The organism is Comamonas piscis (assembly GCF_014109725.1).
Taxonomy (GTDB): domain Bacteria; phylum Pseudomonadota; class Gammaproteobacteria; order Burkholderiales; family Burkholderiaceae_C; genus Comamonas; species Comamonas piscis.
Map to the genome: position 1 here is coordinate 3,409,612 of NZ_CP058554.1, position 19,974 is coordinate 3,429,585.

Genomic DNA, 19,974 nt, shown 5'->3' on the forward strand with positions numbered 1-19,974 from the left:
TTTTCCATGTCACCTTCACTTTCTTTCCCCACCTGGCGTGCCGTTCTGCTGGGTCTTGCTGCTTGCGCGGGCTTCACAGCCCACACCGCCCATGCCGAATCCAGCCGCGCTGTGGCATCGGTCGAAGCCGAGGTTCCCAGCCTGGATCTGAGCCGGCAAGCGCCGGTGGTGGAGGTCCCCGAGCGCGCTTCGCCCGCCACGCAGCCCTACATCCCACTGGCTACGGAGAACAGCAACCTTTCGCTGGAAAACCCGGTCATCTGGCGCAGCCGCCCGATCATCATCGGCAACGCCACCGAGCGCCTGCTGGCCATGCAGACGGCCTCGCGTGGCGCACACCCCCGCCCCATCGATGGCGAGCAAGCCAGCCGCAGCTACCAGCGCTATCTCAAGAGCTTTGAGACCAAGATCCCCGAGCGCTTTGAGACTGGCCTGGATGTGAAGCAATAAGCCCAGGCCCCAGGAGCCCGCCATGCGCCTGCACCCACCTCCGTCCATGCACCGCTGCAGGCGCTCGCGCCAGCAGCGCGGGGTGTATGCGCTGGAGTGGGCGATCATTTTCCCGGTGTTCTTTGCGCTGCTCTACGGCATCGTCTGCTATGGGCTGACTTTTCTGGTGCGCCAGTCGATGCAGTACGCGGTCGAGGAAGGGGCCCGGGCAGCGCTGCGCTACCCGAGCTCCACCATCATCGGCAGCAATCCGCCCACCTGGGCCTTCCGCAGCTTGCAGGCGCGCCGCACCACGGCCAATGCGCTCAGCTGGCTGCCGCCCGAGCTGCGGCCGGCTGAGGGGGATATCGGCTTCACCCTCTGCCACCTGGCAGACACCGCCTGCAACCAGGACACGGCGCTGAACCCGGCGCTGGACTGCAATATCGAAACCCCCTGCCTGGTGCTGGTCAGCTACCGCATCGCCAACTACCGCCAAAGTGCCATTGCCCCTGCCATCCCCGGTTTGGGCCTGGTACTGCCCGCCAGCCTGCAGGCCCAGGCCAGCATGTTGGTAGATCGGAGGATGCTATGAAGCAGCCCTGCCTGAGACTCCCCACACGGCGCTCGCTGCAACAACAACGTGGCGTCGCGGCCATCGAGTTCGCGTTGATTGCGGTGTTCATGGTCGTCATGCTGCTGGGGGTGACGGTGTACTGGCGGGCCTTCCAGGCGCAGCAGTCGCTCACGCGAGCGGCCGGTGATGGGGCGCGTGCCATTCTGGGCGTGCTGGCGGCGGGCGTCAGCGACCCCTGCCACCCTAGCAAGGGGACGGCCAACCGCGCCACCATCCAGCTGCGGGTGACGCAATCGGTGCGCTCCAGCCTGGAGCGCAGTGACATCCCCGGCACAGTGGCCGACCAGCTGACCGTGGGCGCCATCCAATGGCAAGCGGCCTGCCCCAGCACGGGCACGGGCAGCGCCAGTTTTGAACTGCGCTACCAACTCGCCCCGCTGTTTGGCACGCAGGGGGAGTGGGTGACCGAGCCCCGGCAGCTCTACGAAAAAAGCGTGGTGCACTTTGCATCGCTGCTGTGAGGAGGATCAACACCATGTCCGCCTATGGCCCCCCGCTCCCCCAACGCCGCATGCCCTTGGCACAGCGCGGCGCCGTGCTGGTGCAGTTTGCGCTGCTCGCTGCTGTGCTGGTCACCCTGCTGGGCACCGTGCAGATTGGCTATATGTACTACGCCAAGCGGGATCTGCAACGCATCGCCGATGTGGCCGCGCTGGAAGCCGTCAACGCCATCACCTATGGCAACTCCGCCACCTGCGGGCTCGGCCAGACCGCCGCCAACCAAAGCGTGACCACCCAGCTGCGCCTGTCGCTGGACCAGGAACAGCGCCGCATCGACTGCGGCCACTGGGACAGCAGCAAGGCCGATGCGCTGCGCTTTGGCCTGAACAGCAGCCCAATGAATGCCGTGCGCGTGCAGCTGCAGGGCGAGGTGCTGCAGTTGGTGCCCTTTATCGGCTCCAGAGTGGTAGCAGCGGCCGCCACTGCCGCCAAGGACAGTGAGCCGGTGGCCGCCTTCTCGATCGGCTCACAGCTGCTGCGCTTCAACAACAACGGGCTGCTCGGGCGCATCACTGCGGCGGTGGGGCTGGACATCCAGCGGCTGACCGTGCTCGACAAGGACGGCATCGCCAATGCCAAGATTACGCCCTCGGGCTTGCTAAAAGTGCTGGGCCTGCCCATTGGCGTCAATGACCTGGCCCTGCTCACCCCGAATGACCTGGCCAATGTGAACGCCTCGGTGATCGACCTGATCGATGCGGCGATCAATGCCGGCAGCGACAGCCTGCTCAATGCCGGTGTCAGCATTGCCGCGCTGGTCGATCTGCGCGCTTACCTGGCGGCCTTCCAGCTTGCCAACGTCAAGCTGCCGCTGGGGGGCGACAAGGGCCTGCTGGCCGTCATCTCCGCCGGCGGTGCCGCATCGCCGATTGGTGCGGGCCTGGATGCCGCTATCGGCCTGGGCGACCTGGTGCGCACCCACCTGGTGGCCGCCAATGGCACCAACAGTGTGGCGCTGGGCTTGGGGCTGCCCGGCATTCTGGATGCCAACCTGACCGTGGTGGAGCCGCCGCGCAACGCTATCGGCCCGGCCAATGGCCAGACCAAGGCCCGCAGCGCGCAGGTGCGCCTGACTGTCAATATCGGCGAGCAGAAGAATGTGGCCACGCCCGGTCTGCTGACGGCGCTGCTGGGCAATCTGCTGGGCATCCGGGTGCACATTCCCATTCAGGTCGATCTGGTGCGCAGCACCGGCACTCTGGAGGCCATCCAGTGCAGCCCAGCCCGCAATGACCGCCGGGCCAATATCTCCGTGCGCTCCGCCATTGGCGATGTCTGCATTGGCCAGCTGAACGCGAATGGCGTCTGCCAGAAAACCGAACTGGTGGACCTGAACCTGCTGAACCTGTTGGGCGGCCTGCGCGTGCAAAGCAAGCTGTCCACCTCGCTGCTGCAAGGCGCCTCATATACATCGCCGCCCAACGCCCAAGCCTGCCCTTACAACAGCAGCAATGTGGACGAATGCCTGGTTGGCATGCAGGTGGATGTGGAGCGCTCCAGCGGCCCCAACGGACTGCGGCTGGGCACGACCGTCAGCAACCTGTTGAAGCAGGTACCCGCCCTGGTAGGCGATGTGCAGAACGCCGAGTACTACGGCGTGTTGGGCGGCTTGCTTGGCGGGCTGTTGGGTGGCTTGCTCGGCGGCCTCAATGCGCTGCTCAATGTGGTGGTCACGGTGGTCACCGCCCTGCTCGCCCCCCTGCTCAACACCATTGGCGGCGCGCTGGACTTGCTGCTGCAGGGCCTGGGCATTGAGCTGGGCCGCGCCAGCGTGGATCTGCTGGGCATCCAATGCGATACCGCTCAGATCGTGCAATAAAGACAGGAGTGAGCGCAGCGATATGAAATACCGAGGGAATAGAACGTGAATCAGAACGATTTGGTCATCTACGTCTGGGAAGGCCAAGCAGATATTGCAGAGCGGGTGGAACGCTGCATGGTCAACTTGGATGTGGATGTGGTGCGCGCCGATGGCCTGACCCTGTCGCCCGTAGTGGCACAGGGGGGCAATGCCATTGCGGTGGTGAGTGTGTCGGTGCTGGAAGGTGCGCGCTTTACGCGCCAGGGGATGGAGGGCAATTTTGGCGGCATGCCGGTGCTGTGGGTCAGCGCCAAGCCGCGCGGCGAAGGGCCGGGCAGCTATGCGACCGAGTACTCGCATGTGCTGCCGTTTGACTTTACCGGCGCAGAGCTGCGGGCCATGCTGGTGCGCATTGTGCGGCGCCTGCAAAGCACCAAGCACAAGCAGCCACGGGGCGACGACATCATCGCCGAGGCCGAGGTCATGCTCGCCCTGCTGCGCGATGTGGACACTTTTGCCGACTGCGAGCACAGCGTGCTGATCTTTGGCGAGACGGGCACCGGGAAGGAGCGCATTGCCGAGCGCCTGCATGAGCGGAACACGCACTATGGCCAGGGGCCCTTTGTGGTGGTCAACTGCGGGGCGATTCCCGATGGCCTGTTTGAATCCCTGTTCTTTGGCCATGCCAAAGGCTCGTTCACCGGCGCGGTGACGGCGCACAAAGGATTTTTTGAGCAGGCCAATGGCGGAACCTTGTTTTTGGATGAAATCGCCGACCTGCCGCTGTACCAGCAGGTCAAGCTGCTGCGGGTGCTGGAAGAGCGAACGGTCACCCGGCTGGGTGCCACTTCGCCGGTGGCGCTGGATTTCCGCCTGGTAGCGGCCACCAACAAATCGCTGCGCGAGCTGGTGCATGCGGCCAAGTTCCGGGCCGATCTGTTCTTCCGGCTGGCGGTGATCGAGCTGCAGATGCCCAGCCTGGAAGAGCGCGGCGAGGTCGACAAGCTGGCCATCTTCAACAGCATTTTGCGCAAGGTGGTGGGCGAGGAGATGATGGAGCGCCTGGGCGGGCCGCCGATGTTCATCCTGGATGCCATTGCGCAGATGTACTTTCCCGGCAATGTGCGCGAGCTGCGCAACCTGGCCGAGCGCATTGGTGTGGCCGCGCGCCAAACCCAGGACTGGCACGCCGGCGGCGCCACCGAGCGCCTGCTGCAGCAGGCCCAGAGCCTGTCTGCCACTACCTTTCCGCTGGAGCCCCATGCGGCAGAGCCCTTGCTGGCCGACCGCAGCAACTGGGATCAGGAGGAGCGCAACCGCATCATCGAAGCGTTGCATGCCAATGCCTGGAAGCGCCAGAACACCGCGCAGCAGCTGGGCATCAGCCGCAAGGTGCTGTGGGAGAAGATGCGCAAGTACCAGATCTCGGACGGCGAACCGCTGGTGCCGATGGCACCGGCCGCCGCGCAAGCCAACGACCACCTGCCCCTGTGACCTTTGACGCTGAACCTGTGCCGACCATGACAGACAAACCCCTGATCGTTTTTGTAGGCGCGGTATACCCGAGCCAGTACAGCCTCCTGTGCAGCCACCTGCGTGCCCAGGGCCTGGCAGATGCCTGGTTCATGACCACGCCCGGCCACAAGGCCAACCATGAGAAGCACTGCGACCACCTGCTGTCCTTCCAGCCCGATGGCCTGATCGTCGGCCCCCAGAGCTACTACTACTCGGACAAGGTCGAGCGCTCGGCGCGCATCTGCCGGGGCGTGCTCAAGGCGCTGGAAGACTTTGAGGCCGCGCAAGGCCGCAAGATCGATGTGGTGGTGGCCCATTCGCTCTGGGGCGCCCCCAACTGGCTGTTTGGCGAGCTGGATGCTGCCATCATCAGCTATATCGAGTTCCCCAGTTACCTGGCGCATGGCTGGGATGCCGCCTACCCGCCCGACCAGGCCCAGCGCCTGGGCGACCGCAATACTGAGATGCTGAGCTTTCACCAGGTACTGTGCAGCGACCTCACCATTGTGCCCAGCGCCTATGCACGTTCGATGTTCCCGCCGCTGCTGCAGGACCGGATCGCAGTGCAGTTCGAGGGCTTTGATATCCAGCCGCCATTGCGCAATTTTGGCGCGGGCGGCGATGCGACGGCCCAGGCGGCAGATGCCAGCAAGCCCTTCACCATCGCCTTCTCGGCGCGCGATCTGTCCAGCGCCAAAGGCTTTGAGACCTATATCCGGCTCGTAGACCGCATGGTGCGCGAAGGTGATGACCAGAACACCCGCTTTATCGCCATTGGCGATGCCAAGGCCTCCACCTATGGCTATGAGCAGCAGTGGGTGGAGCGGCGCTACGGCGGCAAGGTGGAGAGTTTTCGCGACCATCTGCTCAAGGTCTACCCGGCGGCTGATGTGATCGAGTTCCCCGGCCACCTGCCTTATGACCAGTTCTCGGCGCTGCTGGCCGAGGTTGATCTGTTTCTCTACCCGCTGCGCTATGGCGTGGCCAACTGGGGCCTGATGGAGATCCTGGCGCGCGGCGGCTGCGTGATCGGCTCCAACTGGGGCTTTGCGCCCGAGCTGATTGCCCACAATGTCAACGGCCTCTTGCTGCCCGACAACGACGACGACTGGATCCACGCCATACGGCAATTGCGCAATGATCCGGCCCGGCGCCAGCGCTATGCCCAGGCCGCGCTAGAGACCGGCAAGGCCTACCATATCGCCAAGGTGGCACCCCGCTTTATGGCGCTGTTTGAGCGGGCGATGACCAACCGCAAGGCGCCGCTGGTGGCGCCGCGCTGATACCGGATCTGTTGTTTAGACCGCTTGCTTCCAGCGGGCAAAGCCCTGTGCGCGCAACGCACAGGCGGGGCATTCGCCGCAGCCATAGCCCCAGTCATGACGCTCACTGCGGTCGCCCTTGTAGCAGGTGTGGGTGTCCTCCTGCACCAGGGCCGTCAAGGCGTCTCCGCCCAAGTCCTGCGCCAGCTGCCAGGTCGCGGCCTTGTCGATCCACATCAACGGCGTCTCCACCACCAGCTGCCGGCCCAAGCCCAGGCTGAGCGCCACCTGCATGGCCTTCATGGTGTTGTCGCGGCAGTCGGGGTAACCGGAGAAGTCGGTCTCGCACATGCCGCCCACCAGCACCGTGCATTGGCGGCGGTAGGCTACCGCCGATGCCAAGGTCAAAAACACCAGATTGCGTGCCGGCACAAAGGTATTGGGCAGGCCATCGGCCTGGTAGGCCAGTGCGGCATCGCTGGTCAGCGCTGTATCACTGATCTGGCCGAGTACATCGATGTTCAGCAGGTGGTCATCCCCCAGCTTTGCTGCCCACTGCGGGAACTGCGTGCGCAAATTAGCCAGCACGGTGCCACGGCATTCCAGCTCCACCCGGTGGTTCTGGCCGTAGTCAAAGCCAATCGTTTCGACATGGGCATAGCGGCTCAAAGCCCAAGCCAGGCAGACGGTGGAATCCTGTCCACCCGAAAAAAGTACCAGCGCCTTGGCGTCTTGCATGCTGCGCTTCTCCATCCATCAAAAATCAAAAACCAAGTTTGTATCGGCAATCTAGCTGCGCTCGCCCCAGGCCGTACTGGCGTCCGTCATCGCATCGCTGCGCGTGGCCGAAAGAATCGCGTCGAGCAGACCGGGAAAGCGGGCATCGAGGTCCTCTCGCCGCAGCGACAGCAGGTTCTCGCGCCCCACCGGGCGCTGCCAGATCACGCCGCTGCTGCGCAGTACGCGCCAGTGGTGCGTCATCGTGGACTTGGTCTGGTCGCGCAGCAGCGCCGTGCAGCTGCGCTCCTGGCCATCGGCCAGCACGCGCACGACCGCCAGCCGGGTGGGGTTGCCCAGGGCGGTGAGCACATTTTCCAAATGGATCTGCGCAGCTTCAGGGTGGTGAGGAATCATCGGGGTCCATGCGCCACGGGGGCGCGCATCGGCTGATATAGCCGGGTCATTCAAAGGGCGCCATTCTGCCTGCGTCGGCAGGGCGGACAGCCCGAATGGCACTATTGTCCCCAAACCGCCAATACCCATGACGACAGTACGATTGTCTTCGTACTATTAATATCGCTCTTTTCTGGCCCTGTGCCGGTGCTTCCTTAAAGGCATCGGATGTCGCAAAATGGGAGCGCACAGGGCTGTAACACGCAGCTGAATCCAGCTGAAAAACCCGACCCAAGGAGGTCAACATGGCCCGCCATACCCCCATAGAACGCTATCGCAACATCGGCATCTCTGCGCACATCGATGCCGGAAAAACCACGACGACTGAGCGCATCCTGTTCTATACCGGGGTGAGCCACAAGCTGGGCGAGGTGCATGATGGCGCCGCCACGATGGACTGGATGGCCCAGGAGCAAGAGCGCGGCATCACGATCACCTCGGCAGCGACAACCGCCTTCTGGTCGGGCATGGAACGCAACTTCCCGGCCCACCGCATCAACATCATCGACACCCCCGGTCACGTGGACTTCACGATCGAGGTCGAGCGCTCCATGCGCGTGCTCGACGGCGCCGTCATGGTCTATGACTCGGTCGGCGGCGTGCAGCCGCAGTCGGAAACCGTCTGGCGCCAGGCCAACAAGTACAAGGTGCCACGCCTGGCCTTCGTCAACAAGATGGACCGCATTGGTGCGGACTTCTTCCGCGTGCGCCAGATGATGGTGGACCGCCTGAAGGCCAACCCCGTGCCCATCGTGATCCCGATTGGCGCCGAGGCCGAGTTCTCTGGCGTGATTGACCTGATCAAGATGAAGGCCATCATCTGGGACGAGGCCTCGCAGGGCATGCAGTTCGAGTACCGGGAGATTCCCGCCGAGCTGCTGGCATCGGCGCAAGAGTGGCGCACCAAGATGGTGGAAGCCGCTGCCGAAGCCAGCGAAGCGCTGACCGACAAGTACCTGAGCGAGGGTGATCTGCCCGAGGCCGACATCATTGCGGGCTTGCGCCTGCGCACCATTGCGACGGAGATCCAGCCCATGCTCTGTGGCTCGGCCTTCAAGAACAAGGGTGTGCAGCGTTTGCTGGATGCCGTAGTCGAGCTGATGCCGTCGCCGCTGGATGTGCCTGCGGTGACTGGCCACAGCGAGGACGACGAAGATGGCGAATTGCTGACCCGCCGCGCGGACGATGGCGAGAAGTTCTCTGCCCTCGCCTTCAAGCTGATGACCGACCCGTTTGTGGGCCAGCTGACCTTTGTGCGCGTCTACTCTGGCGTGCTCAGCAAGGGCGATCTGGTCTACAACCCGATCCGTGGCCGCAAGGAGCGCATTGGCCGCATCGTGCAGATGCATGCCAATGAGCGCCAGGAAATCGACGAGATCCGCGCCGGCGACATTGCAGCCTGTGTGGGCCTCAAAGAGGTGACGACCGGAGAGACCTTGAGCGACCCGAGCGCGCCGATCATTTTGGAGCGCATGTCCTTCCCTGAGCCCGTCATTGCGCAAGCGATCGAGCCCAAGACCAAGGCCGACCAGGAAAAGATGGGCATCGCCCTGTCGCGCCTGGCTGCCGAGGACCCCTCGTTCCGCGTGCGCACCGATGAGGAATCGGGCCAGACCATCATCGCCGGCATGGGCGAGCTGCATCTGGAGATCATCGTGGACCGCATGAAGCGGGAGTTCAACGTAGAGGCCAATGTGGGCAAGCCCCAGGTGGCCTACCGCGAGACCATCCGCAACACGGTCAAGGATGTGGACGGCAAGTTTGTGCGCCAGTCGGGCGGCAAGGGCCAGTACGGCCATGTGGTGTTCACCCTGGAGCCGATGGAGTCCGGCGGAGGCTTTGCCTTTGTCGACGAGATCAAGGGCGGCGTGGTGCCACGTGAGTACATCCCCGCCGTGGAGAAGGGGGTGCGCGAAGCACTGACGACTGGCGTGCTGGCCGGCTACCCGGTGGTGGATGTGCGCGTGCGGCTGACCTTTGGTTCGTACCACGATGTGGACTCGTCCGAGCAGGCCTTCAAGATGGCGGCCATCTTCGGCTTCAAGGAAGGCATGAAGAAGGCCAACCCGGTCATCCTGGAGCCGATGATGGCGGTCGAGGTGGAAACGCCGGAGGACTATGCCGGTACCGTCATGGGCGACCTGTCATCGCGCCGGGGCATGGTGCAGGGCATGGACGATATCGCCGGTGGCGGCAAGAGCATCAAGGCCGAGGTTCCCCTGTCCGAGATGTTTGGCTATGCGACGCAGCTGCGCTCGATGACGCAAGGCCGTGCCACCTACACGATGGAGTTCAAGCGCTACACCGAAGCGCCAGCCCATGTGGTGGCTGGCATTGCGACCCGGTCGAACCGCTAAGGCCCTGGCCTGCTTCGGCAGGCCACATCACCGCCAAACCAAACAGGCACACCGCTCCTAAGGCTGTGTGCCTGTTTTTTATGCGCAGTCGTTAAAAGCGCCAGGTGGCGCCCAACAGCGGCCCGGCCATCGTCACATCGATGCGCGTGCCGCCCCGGCGGTAGTCCAGGGTCAGCACCCGGTAGCCCAGCGAGACAAAGGCCTGCTCGCTCCACTGGTAGTTGACGGTGGCAGCGACCTGGTGCGTGGCGCGCGAGCCCAGGCCAAAGCCGCCCACATCGCCATAGGCAATAGCCGACCAGCGCGGCGCTAGGGGGATATGGGCGCGGAGCCCAATGACGGGGTCGACAAAGCGCTTTTCTGGCGAGGTTTGCACCAGACCGCCCGCCACATCGACCGAGGCCTTGACGCTCCAGGCGCGCAGGCCCGCCAGCAGATCCAGGTTGATATCGGCATTGGAGACCGCGCGGTAGCCCGCTGCCAAGGTGGCGGAGGCCTGGCGGAAACTGCCTGATGCTGGCAGGCCCAGCGGCAATTTTCCCGAGCGCGAGCTGGACGAATAGCTGATATCGCCCAGCAGCACCAGGCGGTCCTTGCGGGCATAGCCGGTCAAAAAGAAGGCGGCATCCAGGTCCTTCATCACCTCGGAAAAGGACTTGTCCATGGACACCACACCGGCGCCGCTGAAGGCCCGCAGATCACCGCCGATACCACTGGCCCAGACATAGGGCGTCAGCTGAACAGCCCAGGCGCCGGTGGCGCCCTCCTCAGCTGGCGGTGGCAGCTGCTGGGCCGCAGCGGCCAAGGGCAGGCCTGCGATGGCGACCAGCGTTGCAAGCCAGCAGCGGCCCGGAATGGCTCCGCGCCGTGCATCTGAAGAGCACCCGAAGCTGCAAGCTGTAATCTTCATCGCTGAGCCCTTCTTCGGTTTCGCCAGGCCCAGGCCAGCAGCATCAGGCTCAGTGCCACGATGGACACTCCGTTCAGGCTAGCCACGGGCGTTACCGCTGAGCCCGGAGGCACGCTCCCATCGTCCTCGACAGTCAGTATGTCCTTGGCGGGCGAGGTATCGAGATACGCCGATCCGCTGAGATCGTCTGCATCATTCACATACGTGCCCGCTCTGGCGCTGACCTGCACGCTGATCGCGCAGCTCGCGTTGGCCTCTACATCCGCACCCCTAATGGACAGCGCGTTGCCGCCCGGCACCGCTGTGACGGCGCCGTTGCCACAGCTGGTAGATGCACTGGGCGTGGGCGCGATCGCCAGCCCTGCAGGCAATGTATTGGTCAGCTCAAAGCCTGTTCTCGCACCGGTCCCCACATTGATTACGCTCAGGGTCAGCGTGCTGGTTTCACGGGCCTTGATCGACTTGGGCGCGAAAGCGATCTGCACGGCGGTGTTGACCAAGGCAGACAGCGAGGCTTCCGTGGCCGATGCATTCGTGGTTCCGGCATCCGTGGTGATCGCTCCGGCAGGAATGCTGTTCACCTTGTTGCCGGTCGATGACAGAAACACATCGATGGTGAGGTCACAGCTGTCTTGGCCATCCCCATAGGCACTGAAGTAAAAGCCAGAGAACGTAAATGCGTCCTGGCCCGGAGGCATGGTCAGGTTGGTGGCCGCAGACCCGTCTTCGTTTTTGCAGGTCGTGGCCAGGTTGGGTTCGGGGGCAATCAGCATGCCGGCGGGTAGATGGTCGGTGATCGAGATGTTGCCTTGCGGCAGGCTGCTGCTGCTTGTAGCGGCGAAATGCAAGGTCAACGGCACCGACTGCCCACCAAAGGCACTACTCACCGGGAAGCTCTTGACGACGGAGATGCCCATGTTCGCCTGGGACAACTCTGCCGTCAGCTCCAGCGGATTGGTTTGGTTCTGGTCGTTGGTGATGGCATTGGCGGGGATGCGGTTGGTCAGCTTGCCAAAGTTCAAGGGGTTGCCGCCGTTGTGCGTCAGCTCCACCTCGATCTGGCAGGCGCCACCCGCCGCTACGGTGCCCCCGGTGACGTCAATCCTGTCCGAGCTATTGGCAGCGCCCGGTGTGATGCTCACGGTCGCCGCGCAGGTGTTGGCCATCACTTGGCTGTTTTGCAGGTAGCCAAAGGCAGCACTGCCGGGCAGCGCGTCCATCACGGCCAGATTCGTGATGGGCGTTTGCGCGGTGCTGTTGTCAAAGCTCAGGATCAGCCGCGTCTTGGCGCCGCCATTGGCGCCAATCTGGTTGGGGCTGAAGCGCTTGCTCGCGTTGAAATCACCGGTCACGGCTACCCGGGCGTTGACGGCGCTGGGGTTCGACACCCCTTGCGCGCTCGTCACCGTGTTCGCACCAATCGTGTTCTGGTAACCGCCAGACTGGTTGCTGACGAGCTTGATCCAGAAAAAGCAACCCTGGTTCAGGCTGGCATTGGTGGCCGCTGCGCCTACCGCGCCAGGTACGCTGGCGCCACTGAAGCTGACCCGGTCCCGGCCCGCTTCGTCAGCGACAGAGACGCTGCCATTGACCGCGCAACTGGCGGCTGCTGTGTCTCCATCGGGGGTGGTCTGGACCAAGGCCTGCAAGGGCTGCACGGCCCTGACGCCGTTGGGCAGCAGATCCGACACCACCACCTGGCTGTAGGTCGTGTCGTAGAGACGGTTGAACACATTCACCCGCATCCAGAAGGCCTCACCCTTGGCCACTTGCAAGCCTCCGGTGGTGCCGGTATGGCTCCGGGTGCGCGCATCGTTGTAGAAGGTCTTGCTCAAGCTCAGGGCGCCGCCGCTGCCCGATGCGGTGACGGACAGGTCGGCCGAGGTGGCCGCATCGATATCTGCTCCCGAGATGCCGTCAAAGCCCACATCGCTGGTGTTCAGCGCGTTCGTGGTGTTGCCCAGGGCCGAGGTGGCCTTGACCCAAAACTCCACATAACAACTCCCCAGCGAGCCCCGAATGAGGTTGGCGGCCGGCACCGTAAAGCCGGCAAGCGCCACGGTGGTCGCATTGGCAGCCAGGCTGGGTTTGGGTGTAGACCATACGCAGGTTCCACCCACCTCACTGGCCACCGCCACCAAACCGGCCGGCAGCGTGTCGGTTAGGGTGCCACCCGTCAACGGGAGCGGCAAGGGGTTGCTGAAATACACCCGCACCGGCACCGCCTGGCCCACCACGGCTGATGCCGCTCCCGTCGTGAACGAGCGGCCATGCAGGTTGCCGGGCTGGGGCAACAGGTTGGTTTTGGCGCTGGAGCCGCTCATGAACGCCTTCGTCATCTTGATCTGGCTGCGCACATAGAGCGTGCTCTGGGCGGGGACCACGTTGGAGCTGCTGCCATCACTGACGGCACCCGCAGGGATGGTGTTGACCAAGGCGCCGCTGGCTGCCGCGCTGGCCTCGACCAAAGCCGTCACCGTGCAAATGCCCCCTGGCGCTACTGTCGCCCCCACCACGCTGACTGACGAGGAACCCATGGCGCTGGGGGTGCTGGCAGGACCGCAGCTGCCACTGAACTCAGGCGTCTCCAGCAGCGTCAGCCCGGCTGGAAGTGCATCGCTAAAGCCGACATTGCTCTTGGCCTCAGGCTCATTGTTTTTGACCGTGATGGTCAGGGTGCTCCGCCCGCCTGCGGGGATCGTGGCTGGCGCAAAGCTTTTGCCCACGGCAAAGGGACTGGTCGGCGCACGCACCCGCAAGGTGGCAGAGAACGGATCGGACTCCAAGCGATTGGAGCCGGCCATGGCATAGGCGCCGCCTTGGGGGACGCTGTTGATGAGGTTGCTGTCTTCGCTCAGATCGCCCGATTGCACGGGGATGGACAGCTGACAGGCCGGGTCCGTGCTGCCGGGCACGTATGGAAGATTCAGTCCTGACACGGACAGTGTCTGAGCTTTGGTGCCAGCAGGGGCATCCAAAAAATCGGACAACGCCAGCGCGCCACCCGTGCAGCCAGGGCCAGAGAGCGTGGCGAGCGCCAAGTCGGCTGGCGAGAACCACAGCTGACCAGGGGGCATCGTCTCTGGCAGCGTGTCCGTGACCGCGGCATCCAGCGCGCCACCGCTGGTGTTGAAAAAATCAAAAGTGAGGATGGACTGGCTGTTGGCAGAGATATCGGTGGGTGCGAATTTTTTATTCGCTAAAAAATCCTGCGCCTGTGCCCCGCCAATGGCCGAGACTAGCAAAGCTGCCGTGACTAGATGCCTGGCCCACAGGGCTTCTCTGCTGGGTAAACGGTTTGTCGCTTTCATAATCCCCCATCAAAAGTACTGTGTCCGCGCCTGTATCGGATGGAGCATTTGGTACTTTTGACTACACTCCTTTCTCATTGAAATTCGATTTTTGCAACGCAAAATACCTGGAAATCAATCTCTAGAACGGCGTGGCAGTGGGCTGCCTCGGCTGCATTGCAAAACGACGAACAACACCACAGCTTGTGGTTTTTCGAGCCGCTAGAACCCGAATTTCCCTGATCCCCTGAGCTAAGCGAGCACCCCGGAGCCCGTCAAGATGGGAGAATGTTTGCCTTGCTTTTTATCAGCCTTTCAGCCCGAAGCAGTAAAAGGCAGCACGTCAGCAATGAACTTAAGGACCCTCTGCAAAACTCCCTGCCGTGGTCTGAACGCGGTCTCGGGCGATCCGCTGCGCTGTCTTCCTTGTCAATAGCTACGGCTATTGACTGCAAAAGACGCCTTGCGTCTCATCCCGATCCGCGTCTTTCCCGCTTGGCGAGGGTTTTGCAGAGCATCCTTAACTGTGTCTCCCTGGCCATTGAACGGGAAGCATCAGGGGGGTGGGCAATGGCAAATCATGGCTGTATAGTTTTGGACTTGCGACCGCTTAATACCATTGAATAAAAATGGGCTTGGTGTGGCTTTGGATATATCAATGCAGTATCAATTTCGATTATGACCCTGCGCTTAAATCAGCAGCTCGCAAACAAAATAGCTCCAGCAATCTGGCCTTTAAAAAACAAATTGCATTAAGATTCAAATCAGTTTTACTGTCAACGAATAAAAGCACTTGGTTGTAATTACTTACATATAAAATGCAATCGACTGGGTTATACCGATCATTGTTTTCTCGGCCGATGGCTGGGTGCACGCTTTGCCGCCAGCTTGACGCCACTACCAGCCGTATATTCAAATGGCTTTTAACCCACATGCGCAAAGCGCTCTGCCAACCAGTCGATAAACACCCGCAGCCGCGCCGAAGGCTGGTGGCTATAGGGATGCAGCACCGATACCGGCATAGAAGGCGGCGGTAAATCAGGCAGCACCTCCAGCAACTCGCCCTCTTCCATCGCCTGCGCAATGCGGTAGCGCGGCACCTGCACCATTCCCAAACCCGCCAAGGCCGCACCGGTGTACAGATCGGCCCCGTTGACGGTGATGCTGGGTTTGAGCCGCCGCTCCACCACCTGCTTGCCCACGCAAAACTCCAGCGCCACCGGCCGGCCCGTGGCGCTGGAGACATAGGCAACGGCGGCATGCTGCGCCAGCTCCTCCAGCGACTGCGGCAGGCCATGGCGCTCGGCATAGCCACGGCTGACCACAGTGACCTGGCGCAACGATGCGACCTGGCGCCCGATCAGCGTCGAGTTTTGCAGGCTGCCGGCCCGCAGCACGCAGTCCACCCCTTCGCGCACCAGATCCACCAGCCGGTCGTCTTCGGCCATATGCAGTTGCACGCCAGGGTACTGGTCAGCAAAGGCACCCAGATGGGGCATCACAAAATAGCGCGCCAAGGTGCCTTGCAGGTTGACCCGCAGCAGACCCTGCGGCGGTGCGTGGCGAAAGGCCGTCTCCGCCTCCTGCAGGTCGGCCAGCAGCCGGGTGCAACGGCGGTAGTAGTCCTCGCCCTCGGGCGTCAAGCGCACCTGGCGTGTGGTGCGGTCCAGCAGACGCGCGCCTACCCGGGCCTCCAAGCGCTGGACCAGGTTGGTCACCGTGGCGCGCGGGATCTGCAAATCGTCCGACGCCTGCGCAAAGCTGCTGCGGTCGGCCACCCGCACAAATACCTGCATCTCTTGAAAACGGTCCATCGCGACGAGGCCGATCAACGGCGGCGCAGATTATTAAAGTAAACCGAATTATAAAATTCAAACTAGCTCAATGATCTTTTGAATGGAATAGTGAAAAATCCAACTATCCCATCAACGACGTGAAAGCAGACATGAACAAGCCCACCTCCATCGCCCTCATCACCGGCGCATCGCGCGGCATTGGCGCCAGCATGGCCCGGCGTCTGGCCCAAGACGGTTATGCCATCGCCATCAACTACGCCAGCCAGGCGCAAGAGGCCGAAGCGCTGGCCCAGGCGCTGGTGCAAGAAGGGGGCCAGGCCATAGCGGTCCGCGCCGATATCTCGCAAGCCGACCAGGTCGCCGCCCTGTTCAGTGCTGTCGAGCAGCAGCTGGGCAAGATCGATGTGCTCGTCAACAATGCCGGCGTGCTGACCACCAGCCCCCTGGCTGAGACCAGCGACGCGCTGTTTGCCAAGACCTTTGCGATCAACACACAAGGCGTCTTCAACACCCTGCGCGAGGCTGCTACTCGCATGAACGCAGGCGGCCGCATCATCAATGTCTCCACCACCGCGCTGGCCCTGAACCTGCCGGGCTACGCCATCTACAACGGCAGCAAGGCCGCCGTCGAGGCCTTTACCCGCGTGTTTGCCAAAGAGCTGCGCGGCCGCCAGATCACCGTCAACGCGGTGGCCCCCGGCCCGGTGGCGACCGAGCTGTTCTTTGCCGGCAAGACCGAGGCCCAGATCGAACACTTTGCCAAGATGCCCCCGCTGGAGCGCCTGGGCGAGCCCGAAGACATCGCCGCCGTGGTCGCCTTTCTGGCCAGCAAGGAGTCTGGCTGGATCAACGGCCAGGTGCTGCGCGCCAATGGAGGGATTGCTTAAGAATCAACCCGCGCCCTGCTGGCAGCCTGCCAGCACGCCGGCGACGGAGGCAGCTCAGCTCAGATCACCACTCCGCCACACTCCCATCCGCATGGCGCCAGATCGGGTTGCGCCAGCGGTGGCCCTCTTTCGCCCGCTCCACCACATAGGCTTCGTTCACCTCGATGCCCAGGCCCGGGCCGCCGGGGATGGCGACGTAGCCGTCCTGGTAGTGGAAGGCATCGCGGTTGTGCACGTAGTCGAGCAGGTCGTTGCCCTGGTTGTAGTGGATGCCCAGGCTTTGCTCCTGGATAAAGGCGTTGTAGCAAACCGCATCGATCTGCAGATTGGCGGCCAGCGCGATGGGGCCCAGCGGGCAGTGCAGCGCCACTGCGACGTCGTAGGCCTCGGCCATCGCGGCAATCTTGCAGGTCTCGGTGATGCCGCCAGCGTGCGAAGGGTCGGGCTGGATGATGTCCACTCCGCCCAGCGCAAACACGCGCTTGAAATCCCAGCGCGAGTAGAGCCGCTCACCCAGCGCGATCGGGGCGGCGCCAATGGCTGCCAGCTCGGGGATCACTTCCAAGTGCTCGCTGAGCACCGGCTCCTCGATGAACATCAGGTTGAAATCGCGCAGCTCGCGCATCAGCACCTTGGCCATGGGTTTGTGTACCCGGCCGTGGAAATCGACACCAATGCCGATGTCCTTGCCCACCGCCTCGCGGATCATCGCCACATTGGCGACGGCCTGCTCCACCTTGGCATGGCTGTCGATGTACTGCATCTCCTCGGTGCCGTTCATCTTGACGGCGGTAAAGCCCCGCGCCACAGCCGCTTGCGCCTGGGCCGCCGTATCCGCCGGCCGGTCGCCGCCGATCCAGGAATAGACACGGATGCGGTCGCGCACCTTGCCGCCCAGCAATTCATGCACCGGCAGGCCCAGCGCCTTGCCCTTGATATCCCACAGCGCCTGGTCCACTCCGGCTATGGCGCTCATCATCACCGGGCCACCTCGGTAGAACCCGCCGCGGTACATCACATTCCACAGGTCCTGCACATTGCGTGGGTCGCGGCCCACCAGGTAGTCAGACAGCTCATCGACCGCTGCGGCTACCGTGTGGGCCCGGCCTTCGACCACCGGCTCGCCCCAGCCGACAATGCCCTCGTCGGTTTCGATCTTGAGAAAGCACCAGCGCGGTGGCACGATAAAGGTGGTGAGCTTGACGATTTTCATGGGAAGGGCAATGGAAAAAAGAGGTGGAAGATCAGCGGTTGTGGTGGGCGGTCACTCAAAGTCCAGCAACACCTTCATGGCCTGCGAGCGGTCGGCCGCCAGCGCAAAGGCGCGGGCCGAATCGCGGTAGGACAAGGTGGCCGATATCAGCGGCTTCACATCGACCAAGCCCTTGTTGAGCAGGGCCACAGCGGTCGCAAACTCTTCATGGAAGCGGAAGGAGCCGCGCCAGTCAAACTCCTTGGCCACCAAGGTGTTGATCGGCAAGGTCATCTCGGCACCGGCCAGGCCCAGCTGCACGATGGTGGCGCGCGGTCGCAGCACCTCAAAGGCTCCGCGCAAGGCATGCGGGTTGCCGCTGGCCTCGAACAGCACATCGAACTGGCCCTTGTCGGCCGCATAACGGGCCAGGCCATCGGGCGACTCGCCCACATGTACCACCTCATCAGCGCCGACCTGCAAGGCCTTGGCCAGCGGGTGCGCGCTCATGTCGGTGGCCACAATGTGCTCGGCGCCTGCGCGGCGCGCTGCGATGATGGCCAAGGCCCCAATCGGTCCGCATCCTGTCACCAGCACCTTGCGGCCCAGCAGCGGGCCCGCCCGCTGCACACCATGCAGGGCCACGGCCAGCGGCTCGGCCATGGCGCCTTCGGCATCGCTCACCTGGGGGGCCAGCAGATGGGCCTGGTGCGACTCGATGACGATCTGCTGGCGAAACGCGCCTTGCACATGGGGTGTGCGCATGGCGCTGCCGTAGTAGCGCATGTCCAGGCAGTGGTTCTGCAGGCCCATCTGGCAAAAGCGGCACTGGCCGCAGGGCCAGCTGGGGCTGACTGCAATGCGCTGACCGGCAGCAAACCCGGTCACATCGGCGCCCAGCGACTCGATAACGCCCGAGACCTCATGGCCCAGCACCATCGGCTCCTTGATGCGCACCGTGCCAAAGCCGCCATGCTGGTAGTAGTGCAGGTCAGAGCCGCAGATGCCGCCGCAGCGCACCCTTACCAACATCTGGCCAGGCCCGGGCGCAGGCGCGGGGACGGATTGCACGCGCAGATCGCCGGGTGCGTGAATAACAAGCGCTTCCATGTCAGAAGTTCCTAGTTGGCTTGAATGAGAGAAGGTCTTAGCGTTTGGTATTGCGGTAACTGGCCAGCGCCGCATAAAACGACTGGGCAAACTCCGTACCTACCGTCGCCTGGTTTTTGTCGATCACCGGCTGCACTGCCGCACGGATTTTTTCCAGCTCGGCGGCGGGCATCTCGCCCACCTGCATGCCATGGGACTTGAGCTCGGCGACGACCTCGCCGGCCTGGCGCAGCTCTTCGCTGCGCTGCACTGTGCGCGCCTTTTCAGCAGCCTGCTGCACGGCCTGCTGCTGGGCAGCGCTCAGGCTGGCCCACCATTTGTCCGAGGCGATCAGCGCCACGGGCGTGTAGACATGGTTGGTAATGGTCAGGTACTTCTGCACCTCGTACATCTTGTTGGCATACATGTCGACCACCGGGTGTTCATAGCCGTCCAGCGCCTTGATCTCCAGCGCAGGATAGACCTCGGAGAAGGCCATCGGCACGGCGTTCATGCCCATGGCATTGAAGCTGGCCAGCGCCATCGGGCTTTGCATCACGCGCACGCGCAGGCCCTTCATGTCGGCCATCGTCGCCAGCGGGCGCTTGCTGTTGGACATATTGCGGAAGGCACCGCCCGCCCAGACGAGGCCGCGCATCTTCATGTCGGCAATGCCGTCCAGCATCTGGCGGCCGATGGGGCCGTCGAGCACATGGGCGGCTTCGGCATCGCTGGCAAACAGAAACGGAAAATCAAAAATCTGCAGCGCCTTCTTGCGCGCAGCGATGGGCGACAGCGCGCCCATGTACAAGTCTTGCGTGCCGCTCTGCACCGCAATCAGCATCTTGTCTTCGCTGCCCAGGGTGGCACTGCTGTAGACGTCAACGACGACCTTGCCGTCCGTCGCCTTGCCCACATCGGCGGCGAACTGCTTCATCGCGATGGCACGCGGGTGCGAATCGGCAAAGGAATGGCCCAGGCGTGCGCGCTTGGCGTCTTGTGCCTGCGCGGGTGCGAGGCCCAGCACGGCCAAGGTGGCGAAGGCAAGGCCTGCAATGAGGCTTCGGCGTTGGATCAGTTTCATGGTCGTCTCCTGGAATTTTGGGCAAAGCCCGCCCCGGCACTTTCGTTCGCG

At 63.3% G+C, this 19,974-nt stretch carries 16 protein-coding genes; 8 read left to right on the forward strand and 8 right to left on the reverse strand.

What is annotated here, in order from left to right; all coding sequences use genetic code 11:
- Positions 1-6 precede the first annotated feature (6 nt).
- From HS961_RS15350 to HS961_RS15375, 6 genes are read left to right on the forward strand one after another with little or no spacing between them, the layout of a single operon-like run.
- Positions 7-450, forward strand: coding sequence for a DUF3613 domain-containing protein (locus tag HS961_RS15350; RefSeq protein ID WP_182323429.1), 444 nt, complete (start codon positions 7-9; stop codon positions 448-450).
- 22 nt (positions 451-472) lie between these two features.
- Complete coding sequence (locus HS961_RS15355) at positions 473-1,024, forward strand: TadE/TadG family type IV pilus assembly protein (protein WP_182323430.1); 552 nt, start codon at positions 473-475, stop codon at positions 1,022-1,024.
- The gene (locus HS961_RS15360) at positions 1,021-1,527 is read left to right on the forward strand and encodes a TadE/TadG family type IV pilus assembly protein (protein ID WP_182323431.1); all 507 of its coding nucleotides are present in this window, start codon (positions 1,021-1,023) and stop codon (positions 1,525-1,527) included. The genes HS961_RS15355 and HS961_RS15360 overlap by 4 nt, the downstream gene beginning before the upstream one ends.
- A gap of 14 nt (positions 1,528-1,541) precedes the next feature.
- Positions 1,542-3,386 carry a TadE/TadG family type IV pilus assembly protein gene (locus HS961_RS15365; protein ID WP_182323432.1) on the forward strand — a complete coding sequence of 615 codons (1,845 nt, stop codon included), beginning with the start codon at positions 1,542-1,544 and terminating at the stop codon, positions 3,384-3,386.
- A gap of 45 nt (positions 3,387-3,431) precedes the next feature.
- The gene (locus HS961_RS15370) at positions 3,432-4,862 is read left to right on the forward strand and encodes a sigma 54-interacting transcriptional regulator (protein WP_182323433.1); all 1,431 of its coding nucleotides are present in this window, start codon (positions 3,432-3,434) and stop codon (positions 4,860-4,862) included.
- Between the two features lie 26 nt (positions 4,863-4,888).
- A complete protein-coding gene (locus HS961_RS15375) occupies positions 4,889-6,166 on the forward strand; it encodes a glycosyltransferase (protein WP_182323434.1) in 1,278 nt (425 codons plus the stop codon).
- Positions 6,167-6,181: 15 nt separating this feature from the next.
- On the opposite strand, the gene queC is transcribed toward HS961_RS15375, so the two are convergent.
- Positions 6,182-6,883, reverse strand: coding sequence for a 7-cyano-7-deazaguanine synthase QueC (gene queC, locus HS961_RS15380; protein ID WP_182323436.1), 702 nt, complete (start codon positions 6,881-6,883; stop codon positions 6,182-6,184).
- Positions 6,884-6,934: 51 nt separating this feature from the next.
- Positions 6,935-7,279 carry an ArsR/SmtB family transcription factor gene (locus HS961_RS15385; protein WP_182323438.1) on the reverse strand — a complete coding sequence of 115 codons (345 nt, stop codon included), beginning with the start codon at positions 7,277-7,279 and terminating at the stop codon, positions 6,935-6,937.
- A gap of 284 nt (positions 7,280-7,563) precedes the next feature.
- On the opposite strand from HS961_RS15385, the gene fusA reads away from it, so the two are divergent.
- On the forward strand, positions 7,564-9,675 hold the full coding sequence (fusA, locus tag HS961_RS15390; RefSeq protein ID WP_182323440.1) for an elongation factor G: 2,112 nt from the start codon (positions 7,564-7,566) through the stop codon (positions 9,673-9,675).
- Between the two features lie 91 nt (positions 9,676-9,766).
- Here the strand turns inward: fusA and HS961_RS15395 are convergent, their stop codons facing one another.
- From HS961_RS15395 to HS961_RS15405, 3 genes are all read right to left on the reverse strand, one after another.
- Complete coding sequence (locus tag HS961_RS15395) at positions 9,767-10,585, reverse strand: hypothetical protein (protein ID WP_202883118.1); 819 nt, start codon at positions 10,583-10,585, stop codon at positions 9,767-9,769.
- The gene (locus HS961_RS15400; protein ID WP_182323443.1) at positions 10,582-13,830 is read right to left on the reverse strand and encodes a DUF11 domain-containing protein; all 3,249 of its coding nucleotides are present in this window, start codon (positions 13,828-13,830) and stop codon (positions 10,582-10,584) included. Before HS961_RS15400 ends, HS961_RS15395 begins: the two co-directional genes overlap by 4 nt.
- A 968-nt stretch (positions 13,831-14,798) precedes the next feature.
- The gene (locus HS961_RS15405; RefSeq protein ID WP_182323445.1) at positions 14,799-15,689 is read right to left on the reverse strand and encodes a LysR family transcriptional regulator; all 891 of its coding nucleotides are present in this window, start codon (positions 15,687-15,689) and stop codon (positions 14,799-14,801) included.
- Between the two features lie 131 nt (positions 15,690-15,820).
- Here HS961_RS15405 and HS961_RS15410 point away from each other — a divergent pair, with 131 nt between their 5' ends.
- On the forward strand, positions 15,821-16,558 hold the full coding sequence (locus HS961_RS15410; RefSeq protein ID WP_182323447.1) for an SDR family oxidoreductase: 738 nt from the start codon (positions 15,821-15,823) through the stop codon (positions 16,556-16,558).
- Positions 16,559-16,622: 64 nt separating this feature from the next.
- On the opposite strand, the gene dgoD is transcribed toward HS961_RS15410, so the two are convergent.
- Genes dgoD through HS961_RS15425 form a run of 3 tightly spaced genes read right to left on the reverse strand, consistent with a single transcriptional unit; the run spans position 16,623 to position 19,923 of the window.
- A complete protein-coding gene (dgoD, locus tag HS961_RS15415; protein ID WP_182323448.1) occupies positions 16,623-17,771 on the reverse strand; it encodes a galactonate dehydratase in 1,149 nt (382 codons plus the stop codon).
- Between the two features lie 51 nt (positions 17,772-17,822).
- The gene (locus tag HS961_RS15420) at positions 17,823-18,860 is read right to left on the reverse strand and encodes an L-idonate 5-dehydrogenase (protein ID WP_182323450.1); all 1,038 of its coding nucleotides are present in this window, start codon (positions 18,858-18,860) and stop codon (positions 17,823-17,825) included.
- 37 nt (positions 18,861-18,897) lie between these two features.
- A complete protein-coding gene (locus tag HS961_RS15425; RefSeq protein ID WP_182323452.1) occupies positions 18,898-19,923 on the reverse strand; it encodes a DctP family TRAP transporter solute-binding subunit in 1,026 nt (341 codons plus the stop codon).
- Positions 19,924-19,974: the final 51 nt, after the last annotated feature.

Bases quoted from the DNA above. Each gene is read 5' to 3' on its own strand.
- HS961_RS15360 (WP_182323431.1), top strand. From the start codon at position 1,021: ATGAAGCAGCCCTGCCTGAGACTCCCCACACGGCGCTCGCTGCAACAA.
- HS961_RS15385 (WP_182323438.1), bottom strand. From the start codon at position 7,279: ATGATTCCTCACCACCCTGAAGCTGCGCAGATCCATTTGGAAAATGTG.
- HS961_RS15425 (WP_182323452.1), bottom strand. From the start codon at position 19,923: ATGAAACTGATCCAACGCCGAAGCCTCATTGCAGGCCTTGCCTTCGCC.
- HS961_RS15410 (WP_182323447.1), top strand. From the start codon at position 15,821: ATGAACAAGCCCACCTCCATCGCCCTCATCACCGGCGCATCGCGCGGC.
- fusA (WP_182323440.1), top strand. From the start codon at position 7,564: ATGGCCCGCCATACCCCCATAGAACGCTATCGCAACATCGGCATCTCT.
- HS961_RS15420 (WP_182323450.1), bottom strand. From the start codon at position 18,860: ATGGAAGCGCTTGTTATTCACGCACCCGGCGATCTGCGCGTGCAATCC.
- HS961_RS15355 (WP_182323430.1), top strand. From the start codon at position 473: ATGCGCCTGCACCCACCTCCGTCCATGCACCGCTGCAGGCGCTCGCGC.
- HS961_RS15365 (WP_182323432.1), top strand. From the start codon at position 1,542: ATGTCCGCCTATGGCCCCCCGCTCCCCCAACGCCGCATGCCCTTGGCA.
- queC (WP_182323436.1), bottom strand. From the start codon at position 6,883: ATGCAAGACGCCAAGGCGCTGGTACTTTTTTCGGGTGGACAGGATTCC.
- HS961_RS15350 (WP_182323429.1), top strand. From the start codon at position 7: ATGTCACCTTCACTTTCTTTCCCCACCTGGCGTGCCGTTCTGCTGGGT.
- dgoD (WP_182323448.1), bottom strand. From the start codon at position 17,771: ATGAAAATCGTCAAGCTCACCACCTTTATCGTGCCACCGCGCTGGTGC.
- HS961_RS15395 (WP_202883118.1), bottom strand. From the start codon at position 10,585: ATGAAGATTACAGCTTGCAGCTTCGGGTGCTCTTCAGATGCACGGCGC.
- HS961_RS15405 (WP_182323445.1), bottom strand. From the start codon at position 15,689: ATGGACCGTTTTCAAGAGATGCAGGTATTTGTGCGGGTGGCCGACCGC.
- HS961_RS15375 (WP_182323434.1), top strand. From the start codon at position 4,889: ATGACAGACAAACCCCTGATCGTTTTTGTAGGCGCGGTATACCCGAGC.